This window comes from Martinezella sp. CNPSo 3732 (assembly GCF_057784515.1).
In genome coordinates this window covers 1-18,408 of record NZ_JBXSOO010000023.1, presented here as the reverse complement: position 1 = coordinate 18,408, position 18,408 = coordinate 1, and the positions used below count along the sequence as shown (strand labels likewise).

The window sequence follows — 18,408 nt, the reverse complement described above, 5'->3', positions numbered from 1 at the left end:
TCACGGAAGCCAGCACGCTTTATGGCGGATGGCGGCTCAAGCGAACCATTGGAATAGCCATGACCCTCGACAACGATTTCGCCCGCCTCTCGGACTTCGAGCCGATGAAGGCCGAGCTGACGGGCATCCGCCAACATCTGCACGCCAATCCCGAACTCTCTTTCGAAGAAGCTGAAACCGCACGCTTCGTCGCCGAGAAGCTGGAGGCCTGGGGCTACGAGGTCACCCGCAATGTCGGCGGTCATGGCGTCGTCGCGCGCATGACGGTTGGAGCCGGCAAGAAGAGCATCGCGATCCGCGCCGATATGGACGCCCTGCCGATCATTGAACAGACCGGCGCCACTTATGCCAGCAAGACGCCCGGCAAGATGCATGCCTGCGGCCACGACGGCCACACCACCATATTGCTCGGGGCGGCCGAATATCTCGCTCGCACCCGCCGCTTCAACGGCACCGTGAACCTGATCTTCCAACCGGCTGAGGAGGCGGGCGCCGTCAGTGGCGCTCCGGCGATGATCAAGGACGGACTGTTCGAACGCTTCCCCTTCGACGTCATTTATGGGCTGCACAATCACCCCGGTGCTACAGAAGGCACCTGGCTGCTGCGCTCCGGCCCGCTGATGGCGGCCGCCGACACAGTTGAGATTACCATCATAGGCAAAGGCGGCCATGCCTCGCGCCCGCATCTGACTATCGACCCGGTGGTTGTCGCCTGCAACCTCGTCGTCAGCCTGCAAACGATCGTTGCCCGCAGCGTCGACCCGACCCAGACAGCGGTCGTGACGGTCGGCGCCATCCATGCCGGCGAAGTATCGAACGTCATTCCCGAAAGTGCGAAGATGCTGCTTACGGTCCGTTCCTTCGATCCGAAGGTGCGCGAGCTGCTTGAGGCGCGCATCCGCAAGCTGACAGCGTCGATTGCAGAGGGTTATGGCGCAAGCGTCGAGATCGACTATGTCCACGGCCATCCGGTGGTCGTCAACTCGGAGAAGGAAACGGAATTCGCGCGGATGGTCGCCGAGGAACTTGTCGGCGCTGAGAAGGTCACCACCTGCGGCCTGATCCCCGGCAGCGAGGATTTCTCGCATTACCTGGAGCATAAGCCCGGCAGCTTCCTGCGCCTCGGCAACGGCGTGAACTCGGCCATCCTCCACAGCGCCAAGTATGATTTCGCCGATGAAAGCCTCACCGTCGGCGCGGCTATGTGGGCGCGTCTGACCGAGCGTTATCTCGACGCCTGAACCGGTTCCTATCTGGATCGCAAGGCGGAGCTGGCGACGCCACGATAAACAGCAGCCCTGGCAACAAGCCGGGGCTGATCCGTTTTCTGGATGTCATGGAAAAAGGCGGAATGCGATGCTTTCAATAGCGCCGCTAAACCCGCGAGCGCGGTGCGATTCCTGCCCTTAAAAATACTACTTATCGAAGGATCCGAGACCATCGCCCGTTGCAGGCGCTGTATTTGCAGGTGTTTCAGTCCCCAGCCCGGCTTCCGGCTGCCCATTCTGAGTCTGCATTACCCGCCATTCATTTTCGAGGCGATCAATCACATACGTAGGAATTTCATTTCTTACGTTTTCAAACTCTTGCATCACGACCTCCATTGCCATGCGTTACTGGCATGACATGGAGGAGTTTCTTTGTAAATCAAGGCATTAAACTATTTAAACGATTAAAATATTTTCAATCGTTTGAAATATCGCCTTCTGTGGAAAAGATCCCAATAGCGTTCGTACGCGAGGCAGAGCCTACCGGCGCGATGACGGGTCATCGACGGCACCAAAGCCGGGGTGGCGAGCAGCCGACGGTTGCAGTTGGCCATCGCGCCCTAGGTCCTGTGCGCGCCACATCGAATCGTGATGTTGGCGCATAGCGTCGGCCGCCTCGCGCACCACTTCGGAAATCTGCATGAGCTGCTTGGCGAGAGGGCTCGTCCTGCGCCAGATCATGCCGATGGTGCGCGAGGGCTGTGGGCTTTGGAAGCGCACCGTCGACACCGAGGCCGAGCGGGTTTCTACCGCCACGGCCATCTCCGGTATCAAAGTGACGCCGATGCCGGCACTGACCATCTGCACCAGCGTCGAGAGCGAGCTGCCATCCATCAGCTCCCGCGGCAGGGCCGACTGGATGTTGCAGAAGGAAAGCGCCTGGTCGCGAAAGCAATGCCCTTCCTCCAGCAGCAGCAGCCGCATTTCGCGAAGCGCCTCGCGGTTGGGCACCGGCTTGCCCTCGTCCTCGCTTGGCCGCACCAATACGAAATTTTCCACAAACAGCGGCACTTCCGTTAGCGATGCTTCAGAGATCGGCAGGGCGACGATCGCCGTATCCAGCCTCCCCTCCTCCAGCTCCTCGACCAGTTTCGAGGTCAGTGTCTCGCGCACATGGATATCCAACCCGTCATAGATACGGGAGAGATTGCCGATGATGCTCGGCAGCAGATAGGGCGCGACCGTGGGTATGATGCCGATACGCAATCGGCCCACCGGCTGATTGCGTGACGCGCGGGCAAGATCTCCCAGCTCATCGACGGAGCGCAGGATGTCTCGGACGCGGATCGCGAAGGCTTCCCCGAAATTGGTCAGCCGGACCTGTCTCGCACCTCTTTCGAAGAGGTCGGTGCCGAGTTGCTCCTCCAGCTCCTTGATCTGCATCGACAAGGCGGGCTGAGAGATCGCACATAGATCGGCAGCGCGTCCGAAGTGGCCGAGCCGAGCCAGCGCTTCGAAATAGCGAAGCTGTTTGAGCGTGAAGTTTGCCATAAGCTCATCTTATCGCGTCAATCAGGAAATCCAACTTAAATTAATGGAAAGCCTTAGCTATAGTGCCGCGGCAGAGATGAGATGCGGCCGCCTGTCATATGGAGCTCATATTGAGAGCTTTGACTGCGTTCAGTTCATCGATGCACGGGCCGGTCGGAAGGCAGGGGGACCCAAGCTTTGCCTGCTTCCACGTCTCCGTTTCACGCGAGGCCAGAATAACGAGAGATTCATGCGTCTGACATGTCGCTGCCATACCCAATTTGGAACCGGGCCATTTCCCGGCGGGCTGGCAAAGCTCCTTCTCCGGTCGTCACAAATCAAATCATCGTAAGGGAGAGTATCATGGATACAAAAGTCGAAACTGCCGGCAAATGTCCGTTTCCGCATGGAAACACGAGCGTTTCCGCACGTTCGAACCGGGACTGGTGGCCGAATCAGCTGAACCTTCGGATTCTTCACCAGAATTCGGCGCTTTCCAGCCCGATGGGCAAGGCATTCAACTACGCCGAGGAATTCAAGAAGCTCGACCTGGAGGCCCTTAAGAAGGACCTCACCGCCCTTATGACCGATTCGCAGGATTGGTGGCCAGCCGACTTTGGTCATTACGGTCCGCTGTTCATCCGCATGGCCTGGCATAGCGCCGGTACCTACCGCACGGGCGACGGTCGCGGCGGCGCCTCCTCCGGCACGCAGCGTTTCGCTCCGCTCAACAGCTGGCCGGATAACGTCAACCTCGACAAGGCTCGCCGTCTCCTCTGGCCGATCAAGCAGAAATACGGCAACAGCATCTCCTGGGCCGACCTGCTGGTCCTGACCGGGAACGTCGCGCTGGAATCCATGGGCTTCAAGACCTTCGGCTTCGGCGGCGGTCGCGAGGATGTCTGGGAGCCGGAAGAAGACATTTACTGGGGCGCGGAAGATACCTGGCTCGGCGACAAGCGCTACAGCGGCGATCGCGATCTGGAAAACCCGCTCGCAGCCGTGCAGATGGGTCTCATCTACGTCAATCCTGAAGGACCGAACGGCAATCCGGACCCGCTTGCAGCCGCTCGCGATATCCGCGAAACCTTCGCCCGTATGGCAATGAACGACGAAGAAACCGTCGCCCTCATTGCCGGCGGCCACACCTTCGGCAAGACCCATGGTGCCGGCGATGCGGCCCATGTCGGTCCTGAGCCGGAAGCCGCCGGCATCGAAGAACAGGGCCTCGGCTGGAAGAACAGCTTCGGCACCGGCAAGGGCGGCGATACGATCGGCAGCGGTCTCGAAGTCACCTGGACCTCGACGCCGACCAAGTGGAGCAACAACTTCTTCTGGAACCTCTTCGGCTATGAATGGGAACTGACGAAGAGCCCGGCCGGCGCGCATCAATGGGTGCCGAAGCATGGCGCCGGCGCTGGCTCGATTCCGGATGCGCACGACAAGTCCAAGCGTCACGCTCCTGCCATGCTGACCACCGACCTCGCCCTGCGCTTCGATCCGGCCTATGAGAAGATTTCCCGCCGCTTCTTCGAAAACCCGGACGAATTCGCCGATGCCTTTGCTCGCGCCTGGTTCAAGCTGACCCACCGCGATATGGGCCCGCACGTGCGCTATCTCGGTCCGGAAGTGCCGAGCGAAGAGCTCATCTGGCAAGACCCGATCCCGGCTGCCGGTCCCGTGTCGATCGAGCCCAGCGATGTCGCCAGCCTCAAAGCCGAGATTGCTGCATCGGGTCTCACCATCCCGCAGCTGGTTTCGACCGCCTGGGCTTCGGCGTCGACCTTCCGCGGCTCAGACAAGCGTGGCGGTGCAAACGGCGCTCGCATCCGTCTTGCGCCGCAGAAGGATTGGGAGGCCAACCAGCCGGCCCAGCTCGCTTCCGTGCTGGCGACGCTCGAAGGCATCCAGAAGAAGTTCAACGACGCCCAGACCGGCGGCAAGACGGTATCGATTGCCGATCTGATCGTCCTTGGCGGCTCGGTCGCCATCGAACAGGCTGCGAAGAAGGCCGGCCATGATGTGGTCGTACCCTTCGCTCCGGGCCGCACCGATGCGTCGCAGGAACAGACCGATGTCGATGCCTTTGCCGTTCTCGAGCCGATCGTCGACGGTTTCCGCAACTATCAGCGGCGGGCCTACACCGTCTCTTCCGAAGAGCTGCTGATCGACAAGGCGCAGCTTCTGACGCTGACGGCGCCGGAAATGACCGCCCTCATCGGCGGCCTGCGTGTTCTGGATGCCAATGTCGGCCAGAGCCAGCACGGCGTCTTCACCAAGCGTCCGGAAACCTTGACCAACGACTTCTTCGTAAACCTGCTCGACATGGGCACGGAGTGGAAGGCGGTTTCGGATGCCAAGGACGTCTTCGAGGGCCGTGACCGGGCAACTGGCGACGTGAAGTGGACCGCAACGCGCGTCGATCTCGTTTTCGGCTCCAACTCGCAGCTGCGCGCGATCGCCGAAGTCTACGGCCAGTCCGATGCCGAGAAGAAGTTCGTGCAGGACTTCATCGCGGCATGGACCAAGGTCATGAACGCCGACCGCTTCGACATCGCTTGAAGTGACTGAATAACATGCCTGGACGCGACCCTACTTGGGTCGCGTCCAGGCATGACGTAATTTCTAAACGCGCTGCGGACCTCAGCGCGCAGACTGCAATTGAAGGCGCGAGACGCCGGCTGCAACGTTCAGGCCGGTTCCTGCCTCCGCACTCAGCGGCTGCAGGGCGAAATTCTTGGAATTGCCGCCAATGAGAGCATTCGCGCCGAGACCGAGACCCACCGAAGCGCCTGCCGAAGCACCGACATAGGTGCCGGCCAGAGCACCGTCGCCCACACGCGTCGGCGCGGTATTGACGACGACCCAGCTCATATAGGTCTTGCGGGTGACCCCGATATCGATGCCAAGCTTGCCGATCGCGCCCGCATAGCGCTCAACTCTGCCGGTTCGCTGTTTGAATGTGCAGCTGATCGCCTTGTTCGACCCGATGATCATGCCGACGCCGCCTGCGACCTCGCAGGACAGCGTTCCGAGCCTTTGCTTCGGCTCGGACACCACCTGTGTCGACTGCCTTTTGGAATGGGTGCTGGCGGCCGAAGCCGCAGAACCAAGGGCGACTGCAATTGCCGCGGCCGCTATAATAACCTTTTTCATGACGTCTCCTTCGGCGTTTTGGGCGCCGCGGTCTGCCCGGACGGCGCGGGGGAATTGGACAGCTCCATCTGCGGATGGCTGGAAGGGTCGCGATCAACCCGGAGGGTGATGTAGCTGACGATGCGGGTCCTGGCATATTCAGCGGCTATTGCAATGGCCCGCTGCCGCGCCTCGTCGTTCGATGCCACTCCGGAAAGAACGATTGCGCCTTCAATGGCGGCAACATCGATATGACAATCCTCAAGTCCCTCGGCATAAGCGATCAGAGAGCGGATCGCAGCACAGATTGCGTAGCGATCCGACGGTGTCGTCGGCGATGGGGACCTGGCCAGGAAAAGCATTGGAAGCCTCGATAAATCGCGGTGGCAAAGTTTCGCGCGCGCTTGGCGTCAGCGAAGCGCGTTCCTGATGGCGTCTTTGGCCTTGCCGACTTTCGTCAGGATCTTGCCTTCAACCTTCTCGGCAGCACCCTTCATCTTGAGCCGATTGTTTCCTGTCAGCTTTCCTGCAGCCTCCTTGAGGGAGCCTGTTGCTTCCTTGACTGCGCCTTTGACACGGTTCTTGTCCATTTCTGATCTCCTTGAGCTTTTCAGAAGAGGAGGTATCGGCGTCCCGCCGAGACCATGAACAATGAAGTAGGGCGGCAATGCATAGCTTGCAGAGCAGAATGTACTATTGGTGCAAGTGCAAAATAGCCTTTTGAGGCTATCTCGCGCATTCATCTGTCGATGGCTGCGGCTGAGAGCACAATACATTCCAATGGACATTCGGTGTCCGTGATCCGTCGCTGATGCGATGCCTCATTTAAACGACTGAACTATTAGATAGGCCAGCCAGTCGATAAGGAAAGCCATTGCGATCGTCGGCAGCGATGGCGGCGCCGCAACCGCTCGCAAACTGAGGTTTGCGGTTCAGTCTACACAACACAGAGGTGCTGCATTCTGCAATGGCAGCGGCAGGGCAATGACGGGATTGGGGATCGTAAGCGCATCCAGCGTCGCCGTCTGTTCGGGCGAAAGCCGGACTTCGAGCGCACCCATGTCCTCATTGAGCTGTTCCAGTGTATGGACGCCGATAATCGTCGAAGATACGCCAAGGCGCGCCATTGCCCAGGCAAGGGCGACGCGTGCGGCTGTCGTACCGAGTTCGTCGGCAACGCGGAACAGGGCGTCGACGATTTCAAGATCCTGCTCGTCCGGCCTTTGCGCCAATTGCGCTGCATGTCCTGTTCTCGCGCCCGCATTGTTGGCCCGCGTATATCGGCCGCTGATGAGACCGCCACTCAATGGCGAATGCGAGACAACGCCAAGCCCCAGTCCGCGCGCCAAGGGAATGAGCTCGATTTCAAATAGCCGTGCAGCAAGCGAATATTCGATCTGCAAACCGATGAATGGAGCCCAGCCGTTGGATTGCGACAGGAGATGGGCATGCGCCACCTTCCAGGCCGGCGTATCCGAAATGCCGAAATAACGCAGCTTTCCAGACTGAACGAGATCGTGAAGCGCCTCCAGCATTTCTTCCAAAGGCGCCTGTATGTCCCAATTGTTCAACCAATAGAGGTCGAGATAGTCGGTACGCAGCCGACGAAGGGTCTCCTCGAAGCCGTCGATTACGCCTTTGCGGACAAGCCTTTCGCCATGCCGCGCGACATCGAATTTGGCGGCGATGACAAGACGATCGCGCTGGATCGAGTTTTGTGCGACATAGCTGCCGACAACCGTCTGCCCGCCCGCTTTCATGGCTCCGTTGCCTGTATCGAGATAATTACCACCGAGTTCGAGATAGCGCGCCAAGATCGCCGCGGGCTGATTTTCGGGCGAATGCCGGATGAACCCCTCATCGAAAGTCATGGTTCCGAGCGCAAATGGACTGACGCGCAACTCCGAGCGGCCGAGTGCGGCATAGTCATCAAGATGCATGCATTGTCCCCCAGCCGGCCTGCAGCCGTTACATAACTTTACACGCTATGTAAGAGCAGCCAACACAGGAATTAAGCGGCAATTTGCAATTTTACAATTCGGAAATCCGGATAATCGCTCGGCCATCGATCAATTTTATCTCTGCCCGGCGATGGGGAGTAACTCCCTTCCGCCGCATGCAGACCGGCCGGCGTCGTTTGTGACCGCACCGCTTGGGTCAACCTTCAAAGGAAGAGTCAACCGCGATAGCGCAACGCCTCGATCAGTATCGGCAAGTGCACATTCTGCCGTGCTTCACGCCCGAGGCAATGAAAAGAACCGTGCGCTCATCGAGTCTGGCGATATCGGGGGAAATTCGTCTAGCGCTTGCGTATGAATTCGGTACGGAGAACCAGTCCCTTGATCCCGTCGTAACGGCAATCGACTTCTTCAGGATTATCGGTCAGTCGAATCGACTTGATAACGGTACCCTGCTTCAAGGTCTGATTGGCGCCCTTCACTTTCAAATCCTTGATGAGGGTAACGGAGTCGCCATCGGCGAGAACGTTGCCGCTTGCATCGTAAACGCTGAGCTCTGCGGCCTTGGCAGCTGCCATCTCTGCGGCGGGCCGCCACTCGCCGGTCACTTCGTCATAGATATATTCGTCATTCTGGCTGGTCATGCCAAACTCCATCCTAAAGGTTTCTTTGAGCATTCAAAGCCGGCAAACGCCTGACTTCATCTCATTCACGATCTGTGAGTGGCATCTACCCGAGACAATCAGCCTCTGCAACAAGCGCGGAGCTAGGAGCCGATACGGACACTCGGCGTTCCTATTTCAGCTCGGATGCCGGCCAAGGATTGCGGCCCTCCCGAAGCCACGACAGCGTATCGACCCAGAAACCGGCAGCATGGCTATCGTGAAACAGGCCGAAATGGCCGATTGCGTCCCTATTGAAATCAACCGGACAGAGCAGCACCGACTGGCGTTGCGCGCCGGTATAATAATTCAATGTGCGGCGAATTGCCGGCACGGTGCCAAGTTCATCGTCCGAAACGGCAACGGCCAGGATCGATGCTCTGACGGCGCTCATTCGCCGCAGCACCTCTCGCCTCTCGCCCGTGGGATGACTGCGCTCGAACCTGGGGCCACGAAAGCTCCACTCGTTTGCCACGCCTTTCGGCAGATCCTCCAGCCAGCCAAGCCGCCGGCCCGGGAAGTAGCCGCAGAGCGCAGTCATCACAGGCATAGCGACATGCCATTTGAGGAACAGAGCGGCCCGCCTGCTCGGCATGTAATCGCCCCACCAGGCATATTGAGCTCCGACCGTCAGCATCCTGTCGACCTCCGGGGCATTCTCAGCCAATCCCGGCAGGAACCCGCCGACGCTGTGACCCACCACCAAAAGCGGACCGTTGCGACGATGGTCGGCCATCAGCCGAAGCGCGGCATCGAAATCCTGCTCGCCCCAATCCCGCCAGCGATAGCGGGATCCGCGGAGCCGTTGCGGGCGCGATTGGCCGATACCGCGATAATCGAAAGTCAGGACATCGAACCCATGCCGCGCCAGGAATCGCGCATAGCGGTGATAATAGCGCGCGAGAACCCCGGTGGCCGGATTGATGATGACGCTACCGTCCGGCCTTTTCGTCTGCGCCAGCCAAAGATGGCCGCCGAGAACGACGCCATCGCGACAAGGGATGGAAATCGAAAGACTGCTTTCATTCAAGGATGGTCGAGGTTGCTGGCTCATGGGCGCCAGGATGGGACGATCGCCGCGTTGTGTATATTCACTACCCGGTATACGTTGAGCCATGAGAGACAGTTCCCTGCCGACACGCGAGCGCATTCTTCAGGCCGCCGCAAAACTCTTCCACAGCGACGGCATTCGTGCGATCAGCGTCGACGCCATGGCAGAGAAAGCGGGCGTCACCAAGCGCACCCTTTATTATCATTTCCGCAGCAAGGACGATCTGATCGCCGCCTATCTGCAAGCGCGCGATGAACCGAACCTAGCGATCTTCAAGCGCTGGTTCGAGGAAACCGAAGGCGACATTTCAGAAAAGGTTGCTGGCATTTTCCGCCAGCTGGCGCAATCGGCGCGCAGCGCCAAATGGAAGGGCTGTGGTTTTCTGCGGACTTCGGTGGAACTCATCAACCTCCCCGGCCATCCGGCCCTTGTTGCGGCGCGTGCTCACAAGAAGCGTGTAGAGGAGTGGCTGAGATCGGCTTTCACGGAGGCGGGTGCGGGCAACAATGCCCTGCCGCTCGCGCGCCAGATCATGCTGCTGCTCGACGGCTCCTTTGCCGTCGTGCTGCTCCATCGCGATCCGAGCTACATGGAAACCGCTGCGGATGCGGCAGCACGGCTGATTGCCGAACGATTGTCGGCCGCAAGAGCACCCGAACGCCGCCTCCCGGGCGCGGCGTAGTCGTACGCTCAATGATACTTCAGACGTTCGCGGCCAAGAATGGCGGGCGCGTCGACGCTAGCGATCGGCTGGGAAAGATCGTTCGAAATGTCGCCGGCCAATTGCAGGTCGAGATAGCGTGCGCAGCAGACCCGCAGGAACGAGGTGAAATTGCCGAGATCATGGCCGGCATCGATTGATTCATGGTGCAGCTTGGTAATCAGCTGCACCACGTTCATGCCGTCACGCCGGGCAATTTCCTCCAGCTTCGACCAGAAGAAGTTTTCCAGTCTGACGCTGGTCACCATGCCGTCGATGCGGAGGGAGCGCGTGGTACTTTCCCAGAGCCTGGCATCGGCCTTGATGAACAATTCGCACATGCGCGTCTCCCTTAAGTTTCAAGCGGCGTTTGCCGCCGACAAAGCGTTGGCATCCAGCACGGCCATGAATTGACGCAGCCATGACGGATGCGCCGGCCATGCCGGTGCGGTCACGAGATTGCCATCGGCAACGGCGTCATTGATAGCGATGTCGGCATAGATGCCGCCGGCTAGCTCCACCTCGGGACGGCAGGCGGGATAGGCCGAGCAGGTGCGTCCCTTGAGGACACCGGCAGCACTCAGCAATTGCGCGCCGTGGCAGATGGCGGCAACCGGCTTGTCCGCCTCGAAGAAGTGCTGAACGGCATTGATGACCTCTGGATTCAGGCGCAGATATTCCGGCGCGCGACCGCCCGGAATGACAAGTGCGTCGTAATCCTCAGCCCGGATGCTGGCGAAGGTCGCGTTCAATGCGAAATTATGGCCGCGCTTCTCAGAATAGGTCTGATCACCTTCGAAATCATGAATGGCTGTTGCGACCGTCTCGCCGGCATTCTTGCCCGGGCAGACGGCATGGACCGTATAGCCGCAGGCAAGCAGCGTCTGGAACGGCACCATGGTTTCATAGTCTTCGGTGAAATCACCAGTGATCATCAAAATCTTTGCTGCTGGCATCGTCTTCCTCCCTCAAAACCAACGGACAGCAGTCTAGCAAAGCGCCTGCGGTTGCGGGTATTAGGCGAATACTACACGCCGTTTATGACCCTGCCTATTGCGCCGGCGAACGGCTGATGTCCGGGATTGCGCAGGCCTCGCCGCCGCCGAAGAGGCGCGAGCGGGTCAGAAACCGCTTCTCCCGCCCATTGTCGAGGGAGAACATGCCGCCGCGTCCCGGCACGACGTCGATGATGAGCTGCGTGTGTTTCCACGCTTCGAACTGGCTGCCGCTGATATAGACCGGTACGCCGCCGATCTCGCCAAGCTTGACGTCATTGTCGCCGATCATGAATTCGCTTGCCGGATAGCACATCGGCGAAGAGCCGTCGCAGCACCCGCCCGACTGATGAAACAGGATATCCGGATGGTCTTGCTGTATCTCGCGGATAAGCTCGAGCGCCTTGTCGGTCGCGAGCACCCGCGGCGCCGATCCACTGTGATCCATGATGATCCTCCATCACTCCCCGAAAATGCTTGAAGGCTCCCGGCCGCAGCCGGGGGTCTTGCTCGCTTGGTTGGGAGAACTTTAGAAGAAGCCGAGCGCCTTCGGGCTATAGCTGACCAGCATGTTCTTGGTCTGCTGGTAGTGATCGAGCATCATCTTGTGCGTCTCACGCCCGATGCCCGATTGCTTGTAGCCGCCGAAGGCTGCGTGCGCCGGATAGGCGTGATAGCAATTCGTCCAGACGCGGCCGGCCTGGATCTCCCGGCCGAAGCGATAAGCACGATTGCCGTCACGGGTCCACACGCCGGCGCCGAGGCCGTAGAGCGTGTCATTGGCGATTTCGAGCGCTTCCTTCTCATCCTTGAAGGTCGTGACCGATACGACCGGGCCAAAGATCTCCTCCTGGAAGACCCGCATCTTGTTATGCCCCTTGAAGATTGTCGGCTTAATGTAGTAGCCGCTCGACAGCTCGCCGCCGAGATCGGCGCGACCGCCGCCGGTCAGCACTTCGGCACCTTCCTGCCTGCCGATATCGAGATAGGAGAGGATCTTCTCCATCTGCTCGCTCGAGGCCTGGGCGCCGATCATGGTTGCGGCATCCAGCGGATTGCCCTGCTTGATGGCTTCCACGCGCTTGACGGCCCGCTCCATGAAGCGGTCGTAGACCGACTCTTGGATCAAGGCACGGCTGGGGCAAGTGCAGACCTCGCCCTGGTTGAGGGCGAACATTGCAAAGCCTTCCAGCGCCTTATCGAAGAAATCATCGTCTTCGGCCGCGACATCGGCAAAGAAGATGTTCGGCGACTTGCCGCCGAGCTCGAGCGTGACGGGGATGAGGTTCTGGCTGGCATATTGCATGATGAGCCGGCCGGTCGTCGTCTCACCGGTAAAGGCGATCTTGGCGATGCGCGGGCTGGTCGCCAATGGTTTGCCGGCCTCGAGGCCGAAGCCGTTGACGATGTTGAGCACGCCCGGCGGCAGGAGATCGCCAACCAGCTCAGCCCAGACCAGAAGCGAGGCTGGTGTCTGCTCGGCCGGTTTGATGATGACGCAATTGCCGGCGGCAAGCGCCGGCGCAAGCTTCCAGGCCGCCATCAGGATCGGGAAGTTCCAGGGAATGATCTGTCCGACGACGCCGAGCGGCTCATGGAAATGATAGGCGACGGTATCGTGGTCGATCTCGCCGATCGAGCCTTCCTGGGCGCGAATGCAGGAGGCGAAGTAACGGAAATGATCGATCGCGAGCGGAATGTCAGCCGCCATGGTTTCGCGGATCGGCTTGCCATTGTCCCAGCTTTCGGCCTGCGCCAGCACTTCCAGCTTGTCTTCCATGCGCTGGGCGATCTTCATCAGGATATTGGAGCGCTCGGTGGTAGACGTCCGCCCCCACTTGTCCTTTGCCGCATGGGCGGCATCGAGCGCGGCGTTGATGTCCTTTTCGTCGGAGCGTGGTATCTCGCAGATCTTGCCGCCGGTAATCGGCGTGAGATTGTCGAAATACTTGCCGCCGATCGGCTCGCGCCATTGGCCGCCGATGTAGTTGCCGTATTTCAGCTTGAATGGAGATTCAACGATCTTTTGATGCAGCATGCCATCCTCCCTTGGTCGGCAGGTTCGATAAGCGAACCGGATGGGAGAAGTCTGCGGGCACATGGCGGCAGGCGATAGGGGCCGCCTTACATGCTGCAACGCACAGTGTCGCAACTCTGCGACAGCTACCAGATTGAATGCGCGTTGTGGCGCTTCAGTGCAGATTGAGCCGGTTCATCTTCCGATGCAGTGTCGAGCGGCTCATGCCAAGCGCAGCCGCCGCTTGGGAGACATTGCCGTTGGCGCGCGAAAGAGCCCTAAGCAAGGCAGCGCGCTCTGCCTCGATCAGATCCTCGCCCACAGCCCCTTGCTGCTCGCGAAGAACATCGGAGGCTGGAATACCGGCGGCAATGCGATGATCGTCGAGCTTCAATGCAAGGCGGGCTGCGCGGGTTGCACCGAGCACGAGGTCGTTGCGGTCGACCGCCAGCAGTGCCAAGGTGGACGCGGTATCCGTCGGCACCATGACGAAGCGGGCACCGGCAAAGGCGCTGCGGAAAAGATTGAGCTCGATGCGCACTGCCGCGTCGCGCACCGTCTGCGACAGGATCGCCAATGTCGCATCATTCACGTCGTCGCGGCAGGTGGAAATGTCGAGCGCGCCAGCAAGCTGGCCGCGATGATCGCGGATCGGTGCCGTGGTGCAGCTGAGATTGATGTTGGAGCAGAAGAAGTGCTGGTCGCGGAAGATTGCAACGGCCCGCTCGTCGGCAAGCGCCGTGCCGATGCCGTTTGTGCCGATACTCGCTTCCGTCCAGACGGAACCGGTCCATAGGCCGAGATCGTGGAACTCCTTGTCGTCACCGGCAGCGCCGCGGCGTTCCAGCGCGATACCGCTGCGGTCGGTCAGAAGCAGGCAGCAACCGGCTTTGCCGACCGCGAGAAACAGGCGATCCAACTCATTGGCAGCTTCGGCAACCAGCAGTTCCGATCGCTCCAACGCCGTTTGAAATTCCTGGCTGGTCAAGCGCATCGGCAGACGCTTCTCCTCCGGCGCAAGACGATGCATGACCATGCACCGTCGCCAGGAAGCCACAACTGACGAACTCGCCGCCGCGGATTGCGCCGACGCGTAAACCTGATCCGCATGTGCGGAATAGTCGTGCATTTGGCTCCTCCCACCGAACGCTGGTCCAATTGTCGCTAAAAATGGCCATTGAAGCAATCCTCCCGGCGGCTTTCGTCCGGGATCGCGGAATTCAGCGGCTACCTTGTTGGCGGCACGGTCTTTTTCAGCGCCACGCCTTTCTTCAGCCCATGACTGCACGGTCCAACAATCGAAGCTGTCTGGCCGATGCCGTGCATTTTGGCTTGCCGCGCACGCAACCGAGATCTGACCCGCCAATCGAGACCTTTCAGGCGCCTGTCAGCGTGTTGCTGTAGCAGCTTTTTTCCAAGGGAAACGGAGCGGAAGGCGATTGGTGAGCCCAGCTCCACGAGCGGCTGTCTCGACAGCAATGGAAAGTCGGCTTTATGCAGGCATGGCAGCGAGGCCGAGAGGCCATAAAAGAAATGCTGGAGCGTTCCGCCGACACCGGTCGCAGACGCATGGCTGGGGGCCTTCGCTGCTTCTTCAACACTCCGACCATCAAGCCCCCTGCAAATCGTGCTTTTCTCGAGCGCCCGATCGTCGTCATCGCCATTTTCCTCGCGCTGTCATTGCTCGTCATGTGGGCGGCCGATTATCCCTTGGGCATCTGGATGAAGTCTTTTCCCGCGCAGTTGCGTGGGACGGCGAAGTGGATCAGCAGCCTCGGTACCGGGCTTCTGGTGCTCTCATTCAGCGGTGCGCTGCTGATTTTTGCAATCCTCGCGCCCGCGCACAAACTGCGGAAATCCATGCGAACGGGCGCTGATCTCATCGCCACGGCCGCTGCCTTCATCTTTCTGGCGGTCGCCGGCGGCGGCATTGTCGATTCGCTCGCCAAGAACATCATCGGTCGCGCCAGGCCGGAACTGCTGGATACGAACGGCGCCTTCTCTTTCCGACCCTTTGCCTTCCATGCCGACTTCGCCTCCTTTCCCTCCGGACATTCCGCAACGGCCGGCGCCATGGCGATGTCGCTGGCGCTCGTCTTTCCCCGCCTTCGCCCCGTCTTCATGCCAATCGGCATCCTGATCTGCCTGTCGCGCCAATGGGTCGGCGCGCATTGGGCAAGCGATACGCTAATGGGCTGGGGCGTCGGCGTCGCCTTTACCTTTTGGCTGGCACACGCATTCGCCCAGCGCCGCCTCCTGTTCGCCTATGATTCCAATGGCCGCTTATGTCCTGGGGAGCAATACAAGGCAATTCTCGCTGTGCTGCGCGCCTTGATCCGGCGAGTGCCGATGATCGGCAAGAAAACGGTGCCTGCAGCAAAATCGTGCCCATCGCAGGCTCGTCTGGCATCTCGTAGCCTTGAAATTCGATCCTGATCCCTTCAGGCGAGTATAGCTTTCCCGCATCATTTGTCTGCTTCGGCACGGCCGATGCCACCCTTTCTCACCGAATGCAAAATCATCACCGTGCAGCGACGGATTTGTCTCTCGCCGCCGTTTAAGCGCTGAAGGGATAACAGCTTGAAGCTCTTCAAGGACGAATGAGGACATCATGAAAAAGATCATTTTGCTGGCCTTTGTCGCGACCGCCTGCCTTGCGGCCATTTCGCCAGCCGAGGCCCGCGATGGATGCGGCATCGGTTGGCATCGCAACCCGTATGGCTACTGCCGCCCGGATGGGCGACCCGTCGTCGTCGTGCCGGCGGTTCCGGCCTATGGCATCTTCTACCCCGGTCGTGGCTATTGGGATGGGCATCGCTATTGGGTGCATCGCGAGTGGTGGCATGGTGGCTGGCGTTATCGCTAAGCCACTCTTCCGCGATGTGTGCGGCCCGATCTTGCAGATCGGGCCGCATGCCAACCGACAGATCGATCGGCCTGCTTTCTTCGATCCTTCCGCAGCCTAGCCCTGCGATGCAAAGCTCGCGGTCGTTTGTCAGTTTGACATGGCAGCCCACAGAAACGTGCAATTGACGGCGGTAATGCAACTGGTCAAAGCTGTGGCGAGACCGGTTTGCGGAAAAAGACGCCGCCAGCATGAGCAAAAGCACCATCAGCGACTATCAAGGGCCGATCATCGTCTTTGACGCCATGTGCGTCCTGTGTACCGCCAACGCCCAGTTCGTGCTTCGTCATGACCATCTTGGTCGTTTCCGTCTTGCCTCCATGCAGAATGAAACCGGCATCGCGCTCTATCGCCGCTGCGGCATGGATCCCGCCGATCCCGACAGCCTCATCATCGTCGACGGCGCAAAGGTATTACGCGACAGCGACGCGGTGCTGGCCATTTATGCCGGCCTCGGCTGGCCTTGGAAGGCGATTTCCGTGCTGCGCATCGTACCCCGTCTGCTGCGCGATCCGATCTACCTCTGGCTTGCCCGCAATCGCTACCGCATCTTCGGCAAGCGGGAGACATGCTGGCTGCCGACGCCAGAGCAGGCGAGCCGCATCCTTTGAAAAGAATCCTCGTTCTCGGCGGCTATGGCGGGTTCGGCGCGCGGCTGTCGCGGCGCCTTGCCGGCGACGATTTCGAGGTTCTGGTCGCCGGACGCAATCTTGAAGCGGCAAAGGCACTCGCCGCTCGATTGCCGCATGCGATTGGCCTGCAAGCCGATCGAAATGGCGATATCGCAGCGATCCTCGAAAAATATCAGCCGTTTGTGCTCATCGATGCGGCAGGCCCCTTCCAGCAAAGCGATGACAGAGTTCCGCGAGCCTGCATAGAGGCCGGTATCCACTACATCGATCTCGCCGACGCGCGCGATTTCGTCGGCGCGATCAGCTGCCTCGATGAACGGGCCAAGGCGGCCGGCGTCACCGTCATCTCGGGTGCATCGAGCGTGCCGGCGCTCTCCAGCGCCGTTGTTGCGGACCTTGCCAAGGACATGGAGGAGGTTCGTTCGATAGAAATGTCGATCAGCGCCTCGAATCGCACGACCGCCGGCGCCTCGGTCGCATCGGCAATCCTGAGTTATGTCGGCAGGCCGGTGCGGCTCTGGCGCGGCCGGCGCTGGCGAGAAGCGATGGGCTGGCACATGCTGAAGCGCGAAACCTACGCCGTCGCTGGCCAACGCCCTCTGCACCGGCTGGTGGCGCTGGCCGACGTGCCGGATCACGACCTGCTGGTCGAAAGCTTTGCCGGACGGCCCAGCGTCATCTTCCGGGCGGGGCCTGAATTCGCCTTTCAGACTTTGGCCCTCTGGCTGCTGTCTTGGCCGGTTGCCTGGGGCTGGTTGACATCGCTTCGGAAGATCCGCCGCTTTCTGCTGCCGCTGCAACGCTTGACGGCGGGGCTTGGCACAGCGCGATCGGCTGTGACGATCGAGATCAAGGGCGTGGCACAAGGCACCATGAAGGCTCGCCGCTGGACTCTGATTGCCGAAAATGGCGACGGCGTGGAAATTCCCACGCTTCCGGCACAATTGCTGGCGCGGGCCTTGCGCGACGGTCGTCTTTCACCCGGCGCCCGTCACGCCGGCGGGCTCCTGTCGCTTGAGGATTTCCGGAGCTTGTTTCGCGATCTGGCAATCACCGAGGAAACGACGGAAGCCCCTTACACGCCGCTCTATCAGCGTGTCATGGGTCCCACATTTGCTCATCTATCCGAGCCGGTACGCGCCATGCACCATGTCTTCGGCGATGGCGGCGCCAGGGGCGAGGCAGTCGTCACCCGCGGACGCTCGCCTCTTTCTTGGCTGGTTGCGAGAATATTCGGCTTTCCCGCAGCCGGAAAGCACGCGCTACATGTCTCCTTCGACGAAAACAACGGGATCGAAGAATGGGCGCGGGATTTTTCCGGCCGGCGCTTCCTCAGCCATTTGAGCGAAGAGAATGGCCGCCTCGTCGAACGCTTCGGTCCCTTCCGCTTTTCCTTCGATCTTCCCACTCGTGGCAACGGGCTCAGCATGGAGATGCGGCACTGGTCGTTCCTGCGCATTCCGCTGCCGCTCCTTCTGGCACCCCAAAGCATCGCTCATGAATGGGCGGAGGACGATCGCTTCTACTTCGATGTTCCGATCGCCCTGCCGTTCATCGGCCCCGTCGTTCATTATCGAGGCTGGCTGCAGCCAATCGAATGATCCAATCCGGCGCG

General features: G+C 60.2%; 20 protein-coding genes. 7 read left to right on the top strand and 13 right to left on the bottom strand.

Going from position 1 to position 18,408, the window contains the following annotated elements; genetic code table 11:
- Positions 1-59 precede the first annotated feature (59 nt).
- The gene (locus tag AC13RM_RS27295; RefSeq protein ID WP_488555891.1) at positions 60-1,241 is read left to right on the top strand and encodes a M20 aminoacylase family protein; all 1,182 of its coding nucleotides are present in this window, start codon (positions 60-62) and stop codon (positions 1,239-1,241) included.
- 174 nt (positions 1,242-1,415) lie between these two features.
- Here the strand turns inward: AC13RM_RS27295 and AC13RM_RS27290 are convergent, their stop codons facing one another.
- Positions 1,416-1,592, bottom strand: a complete 177-nt coding sequence (locus AC13RM_RS27290) for a hypothetical protein (RefSeq protein ID WP_488555890.1) — start codon at positions 1,590-1,592, stop codon at positions 1,416-1,418.
- Between the two features lie 156 nt (positions 1,593-1,748).
- The gene (locus AC13RM_RS27285; protein ID WP_488555889.1) at positions 1,749-2,759 is read right to left on the bottom strand and encodes a hydrogen peroxide-inducible genes activator; all 1,011 of its coding nucleotides are present in this window, start codon (positions 2,757-2,759) and stop codon (positions 1,749-1,751) included.
- Positions 2,760-3,101: 342 nt separating this feature from the next.
- Here AC13RM_RS27285 and katG point away from each other — a divergent pair, with 342 nt between their 5' ends.
- Positions 3,102-5,300: a catalase/peroxidase HPI gene (gene katG, locus AC13RM_RS27280; protein WP_488555888.1), complete on the top strand. Its 2,199-nt coding sequence runs from the start codon at positions 3,102-3,104 to the stop codon at positions 5,298-5,300.
- A gap of 81 nt (positions 5,301-5,381) precedes the next feature.
- Here the strand turns inward: katG and AC13RM_RS27275 are convergent, their stop codons facing one another.
- The 6 genes from AC13RM_RS27275 to AC13RM_RS27250 all read right to left on the bottom strand — a co-directional run bounded on the left by AC13RM_RS27275 (position 5,382) and on the right by AC13RM_RS27250 (position 9,547).
- A complete protein-coding gene (locus tag AC13RM_RS27275; RefSeq protein WP_488555887.1) occupies positions 5,382-5,894 on the bottom strand; it encodes a DUF992 domain-containing protein in 513 nt (170 codons plus the stop codon).
- Entirely contained in the window at positions 5,891-6,235 is a 345-nt protein-coding gene (locus AC13RM_RS27270) for a BON domain-containing protein (protein ID WP_113232875.1), read from the bottom strand. The genes AC13RM_RS27275 and AC13RM_RS27270 overlap by 4 nt, the downstream gene beginning before the upstream one ends.
- A 48-nt stretch (positions 6,236-6,283) precedes the next feature.
- Entirely contained in the window at positions 6,284-6,463 is a 180-nt protein-coding gene (locus AC13RM_RS27265) for a CsbD family protein (protein ID WP_113232874.1), read from the bottom strand.
- Positions 6,464-6,805: 342 nt separating this feature from the next.
- The gene (locus AC13RM_RS27260; protein ID WP_488555886.1) at positions 6,806-7,813 is read right to left on the bottom strand and encodes an aldo/keto reductase; all 1,008 of its coding nucleotides are present in this window, start codon (positions 7,811-7,813) and stop codon (positions 6,806-6,808) included.
- A gap of 359 nt (positions 7,814-8,172) precedes the next feature.
- Positions 8,173-8,475 (bottom strand): zinc ribbon domain-containing protein YjdM, encoded by a 303-nt coding sequence (locus AC13RM_RS27255; RefSeq protein ID WP_113232934.1) that lies wholly within the window; start codon positions 8,473-8,475, stop codon positions 8,173-8,175.
- Positions 8,476-8,626: 151 nt separating this feature from the next.
- On the bottom strand, positions 8,627-9,547 hold the full coding sequence (locus AC13RM_RS27250) for an alpha/beta hydrolase family protein (protein ID WP_488555918.1): 921 nt from the start codon (positions 9,545-9,547) through the stop codon (positions 8,627-8,629).
- Between the two features lie 61 nt (positions 9,548-9,608).
- On the opposite strand from AC13RM_RS27250, the gene AC13RM_RS27245 reads away from it, so the two are divergent.
- Positions 9,609-10,226 carry a TetR/AcrR family transcriptional regulator gene (locus AC13RM_RS27245; RefSeq protein ID WP_488555885.1) on the top strand — a complete coding sequence of 206 codons (618 nt, stop codon included), beginning with the start codon at positions 9,609-9,611 and terminating at the stop codon, positions 10,224-10,226.
- Positions 10,227-10,234: 8 nt separating this feature from the next.
- Here the strand turns inward: AC13RM_RS27245 and AC13RM_RS27240 are convergent, their stop codons facing one another.
- The 5 genes from AC13RM_RS27240 to AC13RM_RS27220 all read right to left on the bottom strand — a co-directional run bounded on the left by AC13RM_RS27240 (position 10,235) and on the right by AC13RM_RS27220 (position 14,385).
- Entirely contained in the window at positions 10,235-10,585 is a 351-nt protein-coding gene (locus tag AC13RM_RS27240; protein WP_113232870.1) for a ribbon-helix-helix domain-containing protein, read from the bottom strand.
- 18 nt (positions 10,586-10,603) lie between these two features.
- The gene (locus tag AC13RM_RS27235) at positions 10,604-11,200 is read right to left on the bottom strand and encodes a DJ-1/PfpI family protein (protein WP_285171741.1); all 597 of its coding nucleotides are present in this window, start codon (positions 11,198-11,200) and stop codon (positions 10,604-10,606) included.
- 94 nt (positions 11,201-11,294) lie between these two features.
- A complete protein-coding gene (locus AC13RM_RS27230; RefSeq protein WP_095437013.1) occupies positions 11,295-11,687 on the bottom strand; it encodes a DUF779 domain-containing protein in 393 nt (130 codons plus the stop codon).
- A gap of 81 nt (positions 11,688-11,768) precedes the next feature.
- Complete coding sequence (gene adh, locus AC13RM_RS27225; RefSeq protein ID WP_374818984.1) at positions 11,769-13,277, bottom strand: aldehyde dehydrogenase; 1,509 nt, start codon at positions 13,275-13,277, stop codon at positions 11,769-11,771.
- A 154-nt stretch (positions 13,278-13,431) separates the two neighbouring features.
- Positions 13,432-14,385, bottom strand: coding sequence for a GAF domain-containing protein (locus tag AC13RM_RS27220; RefSeq protein WP_374818982.1), 954 nt, complete (start codon positions 14,383-14,385; stop codon positions 13,432-13,434).
- Between the two features lie 404 nt (positions 14,386-14,789).
- Between AC13RM_RS27220 and AC13RM_RS27215 the strand changes: the two genes are divergently transcribed.
- The 4 genes from AC13RM_RS27215 (at position 14,790) to AC13RM_RS27200 (ending at position 18,394) form a co-directional block, all read left to right on the top strand.
- On the top strand, positions 14,790-15,692 hold the full coding sequence (locus AC13RM_RS27215; protein ID WP_374818980.1) for a phosphatase PAP2 family protein: 903 nt from the start codon (positions 14,790-14,792) through the stop codon (positions 15,690-15,692).
- Between the two features lie 175 nt (positions 15,693-15,867).
- Entirely contained in the window at positions 15,868-16,122 is a 255-nt protein-coding gene (locus tag AC13RM_RS27210) for a GCG_CRPN prefix-to-repeats domain-containing protein (protein WP_113232865.1), read from the top strand.
- Positions 16,123-16,352: 230 nt separating this feature from the next.
- On the top strand, positions 16,353-16,772 hold the full coding sequence (locus AC13RM_RS27205) for a thiol-disulfide oxidoreductase DCC family protein (RefSeq protein ID WP_374818977.1): 420 nt from the start codon (positions 16,353-16,355) through the stop codon (positions 16,770-16,772).
- On the top strand, positions 16,730-18,394 hold the full coding sequence (locus AC13RM_RS27200) for a saccharopine dehydrogenase family protein (protein ID WP_374818975.1): 1,665 nt from the start codon (positions 16,730-16,732) through the stop codon (positions 18,392-18,394). The genes AC13RM_RS27205 and AC13RM_RS27200 overlap by 43 nt, the downstream gene beginning before the upstream one ends.
- Positions 18,395-18,408 lie beyond the last annotated feature (14 nt).

Excerpts from the sequence above, each read along its gene's own strand:
- AC13RM_RS27230 (WP_095437013.1), bottom strand. The coding sequence starts at position 11,687 with ATGGATCACAGTGGATCGGCGCCGCGGGTGCTCGCGACCGACAAGGCG.
- AC13RM_RS27285 (WP_488555889.1), bottom strand. The coding sequence starts at position 2,759 with ATGGCAAACTTCACGCTCAAACAGCTTCGCTATTTCGAAGCGCTGGCT.
- AC13RM_RS27205 (WP_374818977.1), top strand. The coding sequence starts at position 16,353 with ATGAGCAAAAGCACCATCAGCGACTATCAAGGGCCGATCATCGTCTTT.
- AC13RM_RS27240 (WP_113232870.1), bottom strand. The coding sequence starts at position 10,585 with ATGTGCGAATTGTTCATCAAGGCCGATGCCAGGCTCTGGGAAAGTACC.
- AC13RM_RS27290 (WP_488555890.1), bottom strand. The coding sequence starts at position 1,592 with ATGCAAGAGTTTGAAAACGTAAGAAATGAAATTCCTACGTATGTGATT.
- AC13RM_RS27245 (WP_488555885.1), top strand. The coding sequence starts at position 9,609 with ATGAGAGACAGTTCCCTGCCGACACGCGAGCGCATTCTTCAGGCCGCC.
- AC13RM_RS27295 (WP_488555891.1), top strand. The coding sequence starts at position 60 with ATGACCCTCGACAACGATTTCGCCCGCCTCTCGGACTTCGAGCCGATG.
- AC13RM_RS27210 (WP_113232865.1), top strand. The coding sequence starts at position 15,868 with ATGAAAAAGATCATTTTGCTGGCCTTTGTCGCGACCGCCTGCCTTGCG.
- AC13RM_RS27265 (WP_113232874.1), bottom strand. The coding sequence starts at position 6,463 with ATGGACAAGAACCGTGTCAAAGGCGCAGTCAAGGAAGCAACAGGCTCC.
- AC13RM_RS27250 (WP_488555918.1), bottom strand. The coding sequence starts at position 9,547 with ATGAGCCAGCAACCTCGACCATCCTTGAATGAAAGCAGTCTTTCGATT.
- AC13RM_RS27220 (WP_374818982.1), bottom strand. The coding sequence starts at position 14,385 with ATGCACGACTATTCCGCACATGCGGATCAGGTTTACGCGTCGGCGCAA.
- AC13RM_RS27235 (WP_285171741.1), bottom strand. The coding sequence starts at position 11,200 with ATGCCAGCAGCAAAGATTTTGATGATCACTGGTGATTTCACCGAAGAC.
- AC13RM_RS27255 (WP_113232934.1), bottom strand. The coding sequence starts at position 8,475 with ATGACCAGCCAGAATGACGAATATATCTATGACGAAGTGACCGGCGAG.
- AC13RM_RS27200 (WP_374818975.1), top strand. The coding sequence starts at position 16,730 with ATGCTGGCTGCCGACGCCAGAGCAGGCGAGCCGCATCCTTTGAAAAGA.
- AC13RM_RS27275 (WP_488555887.1), bottom strand. The coding sequence starts at position 5,894 with ATGAAAAAGGTTATTATAGCGGCCGCGGCAATTGCAGTCGCCCTTGGT.
- AC13RM_RS27260 (WP_488555886.1), bottom strand. The coding sequence starts at position 7,813 with ATGCATCTTGATGACTATGCCGCACTCGGCCGCTCGGAGTTGCGCGTC.
- katG (WP_488555888.1), top strand. The coding sequence starts at position 3,102 with ATGGATACAAAAGTCGAAACTGCCGGCAAATGTCCGTTTCCGCATGGA.
- AC13RM_RS27270 (WP_113232875.1), bottom strand. The coding sequence starts at position 6,235 with ATGCTTTTCCTGGCCAGGTCCCCATCGCCGACGACACCGTCGGATCGC.
- adh (WP_374818984.1), bottom strand. The coding sequence starts at position 13,277 with ATGCTGCATCAAAAGATCGTTGAATCTCCATTCAAGCTGAAATACGGC.
- AC13RM_RS27215 (WP_374818980.1), top strand. The coding sequence starts at position 14,790 with ATGCTGGAGCGTTCCGCCGACACCGGTCGCAGACGCATGGCTGGGGGC.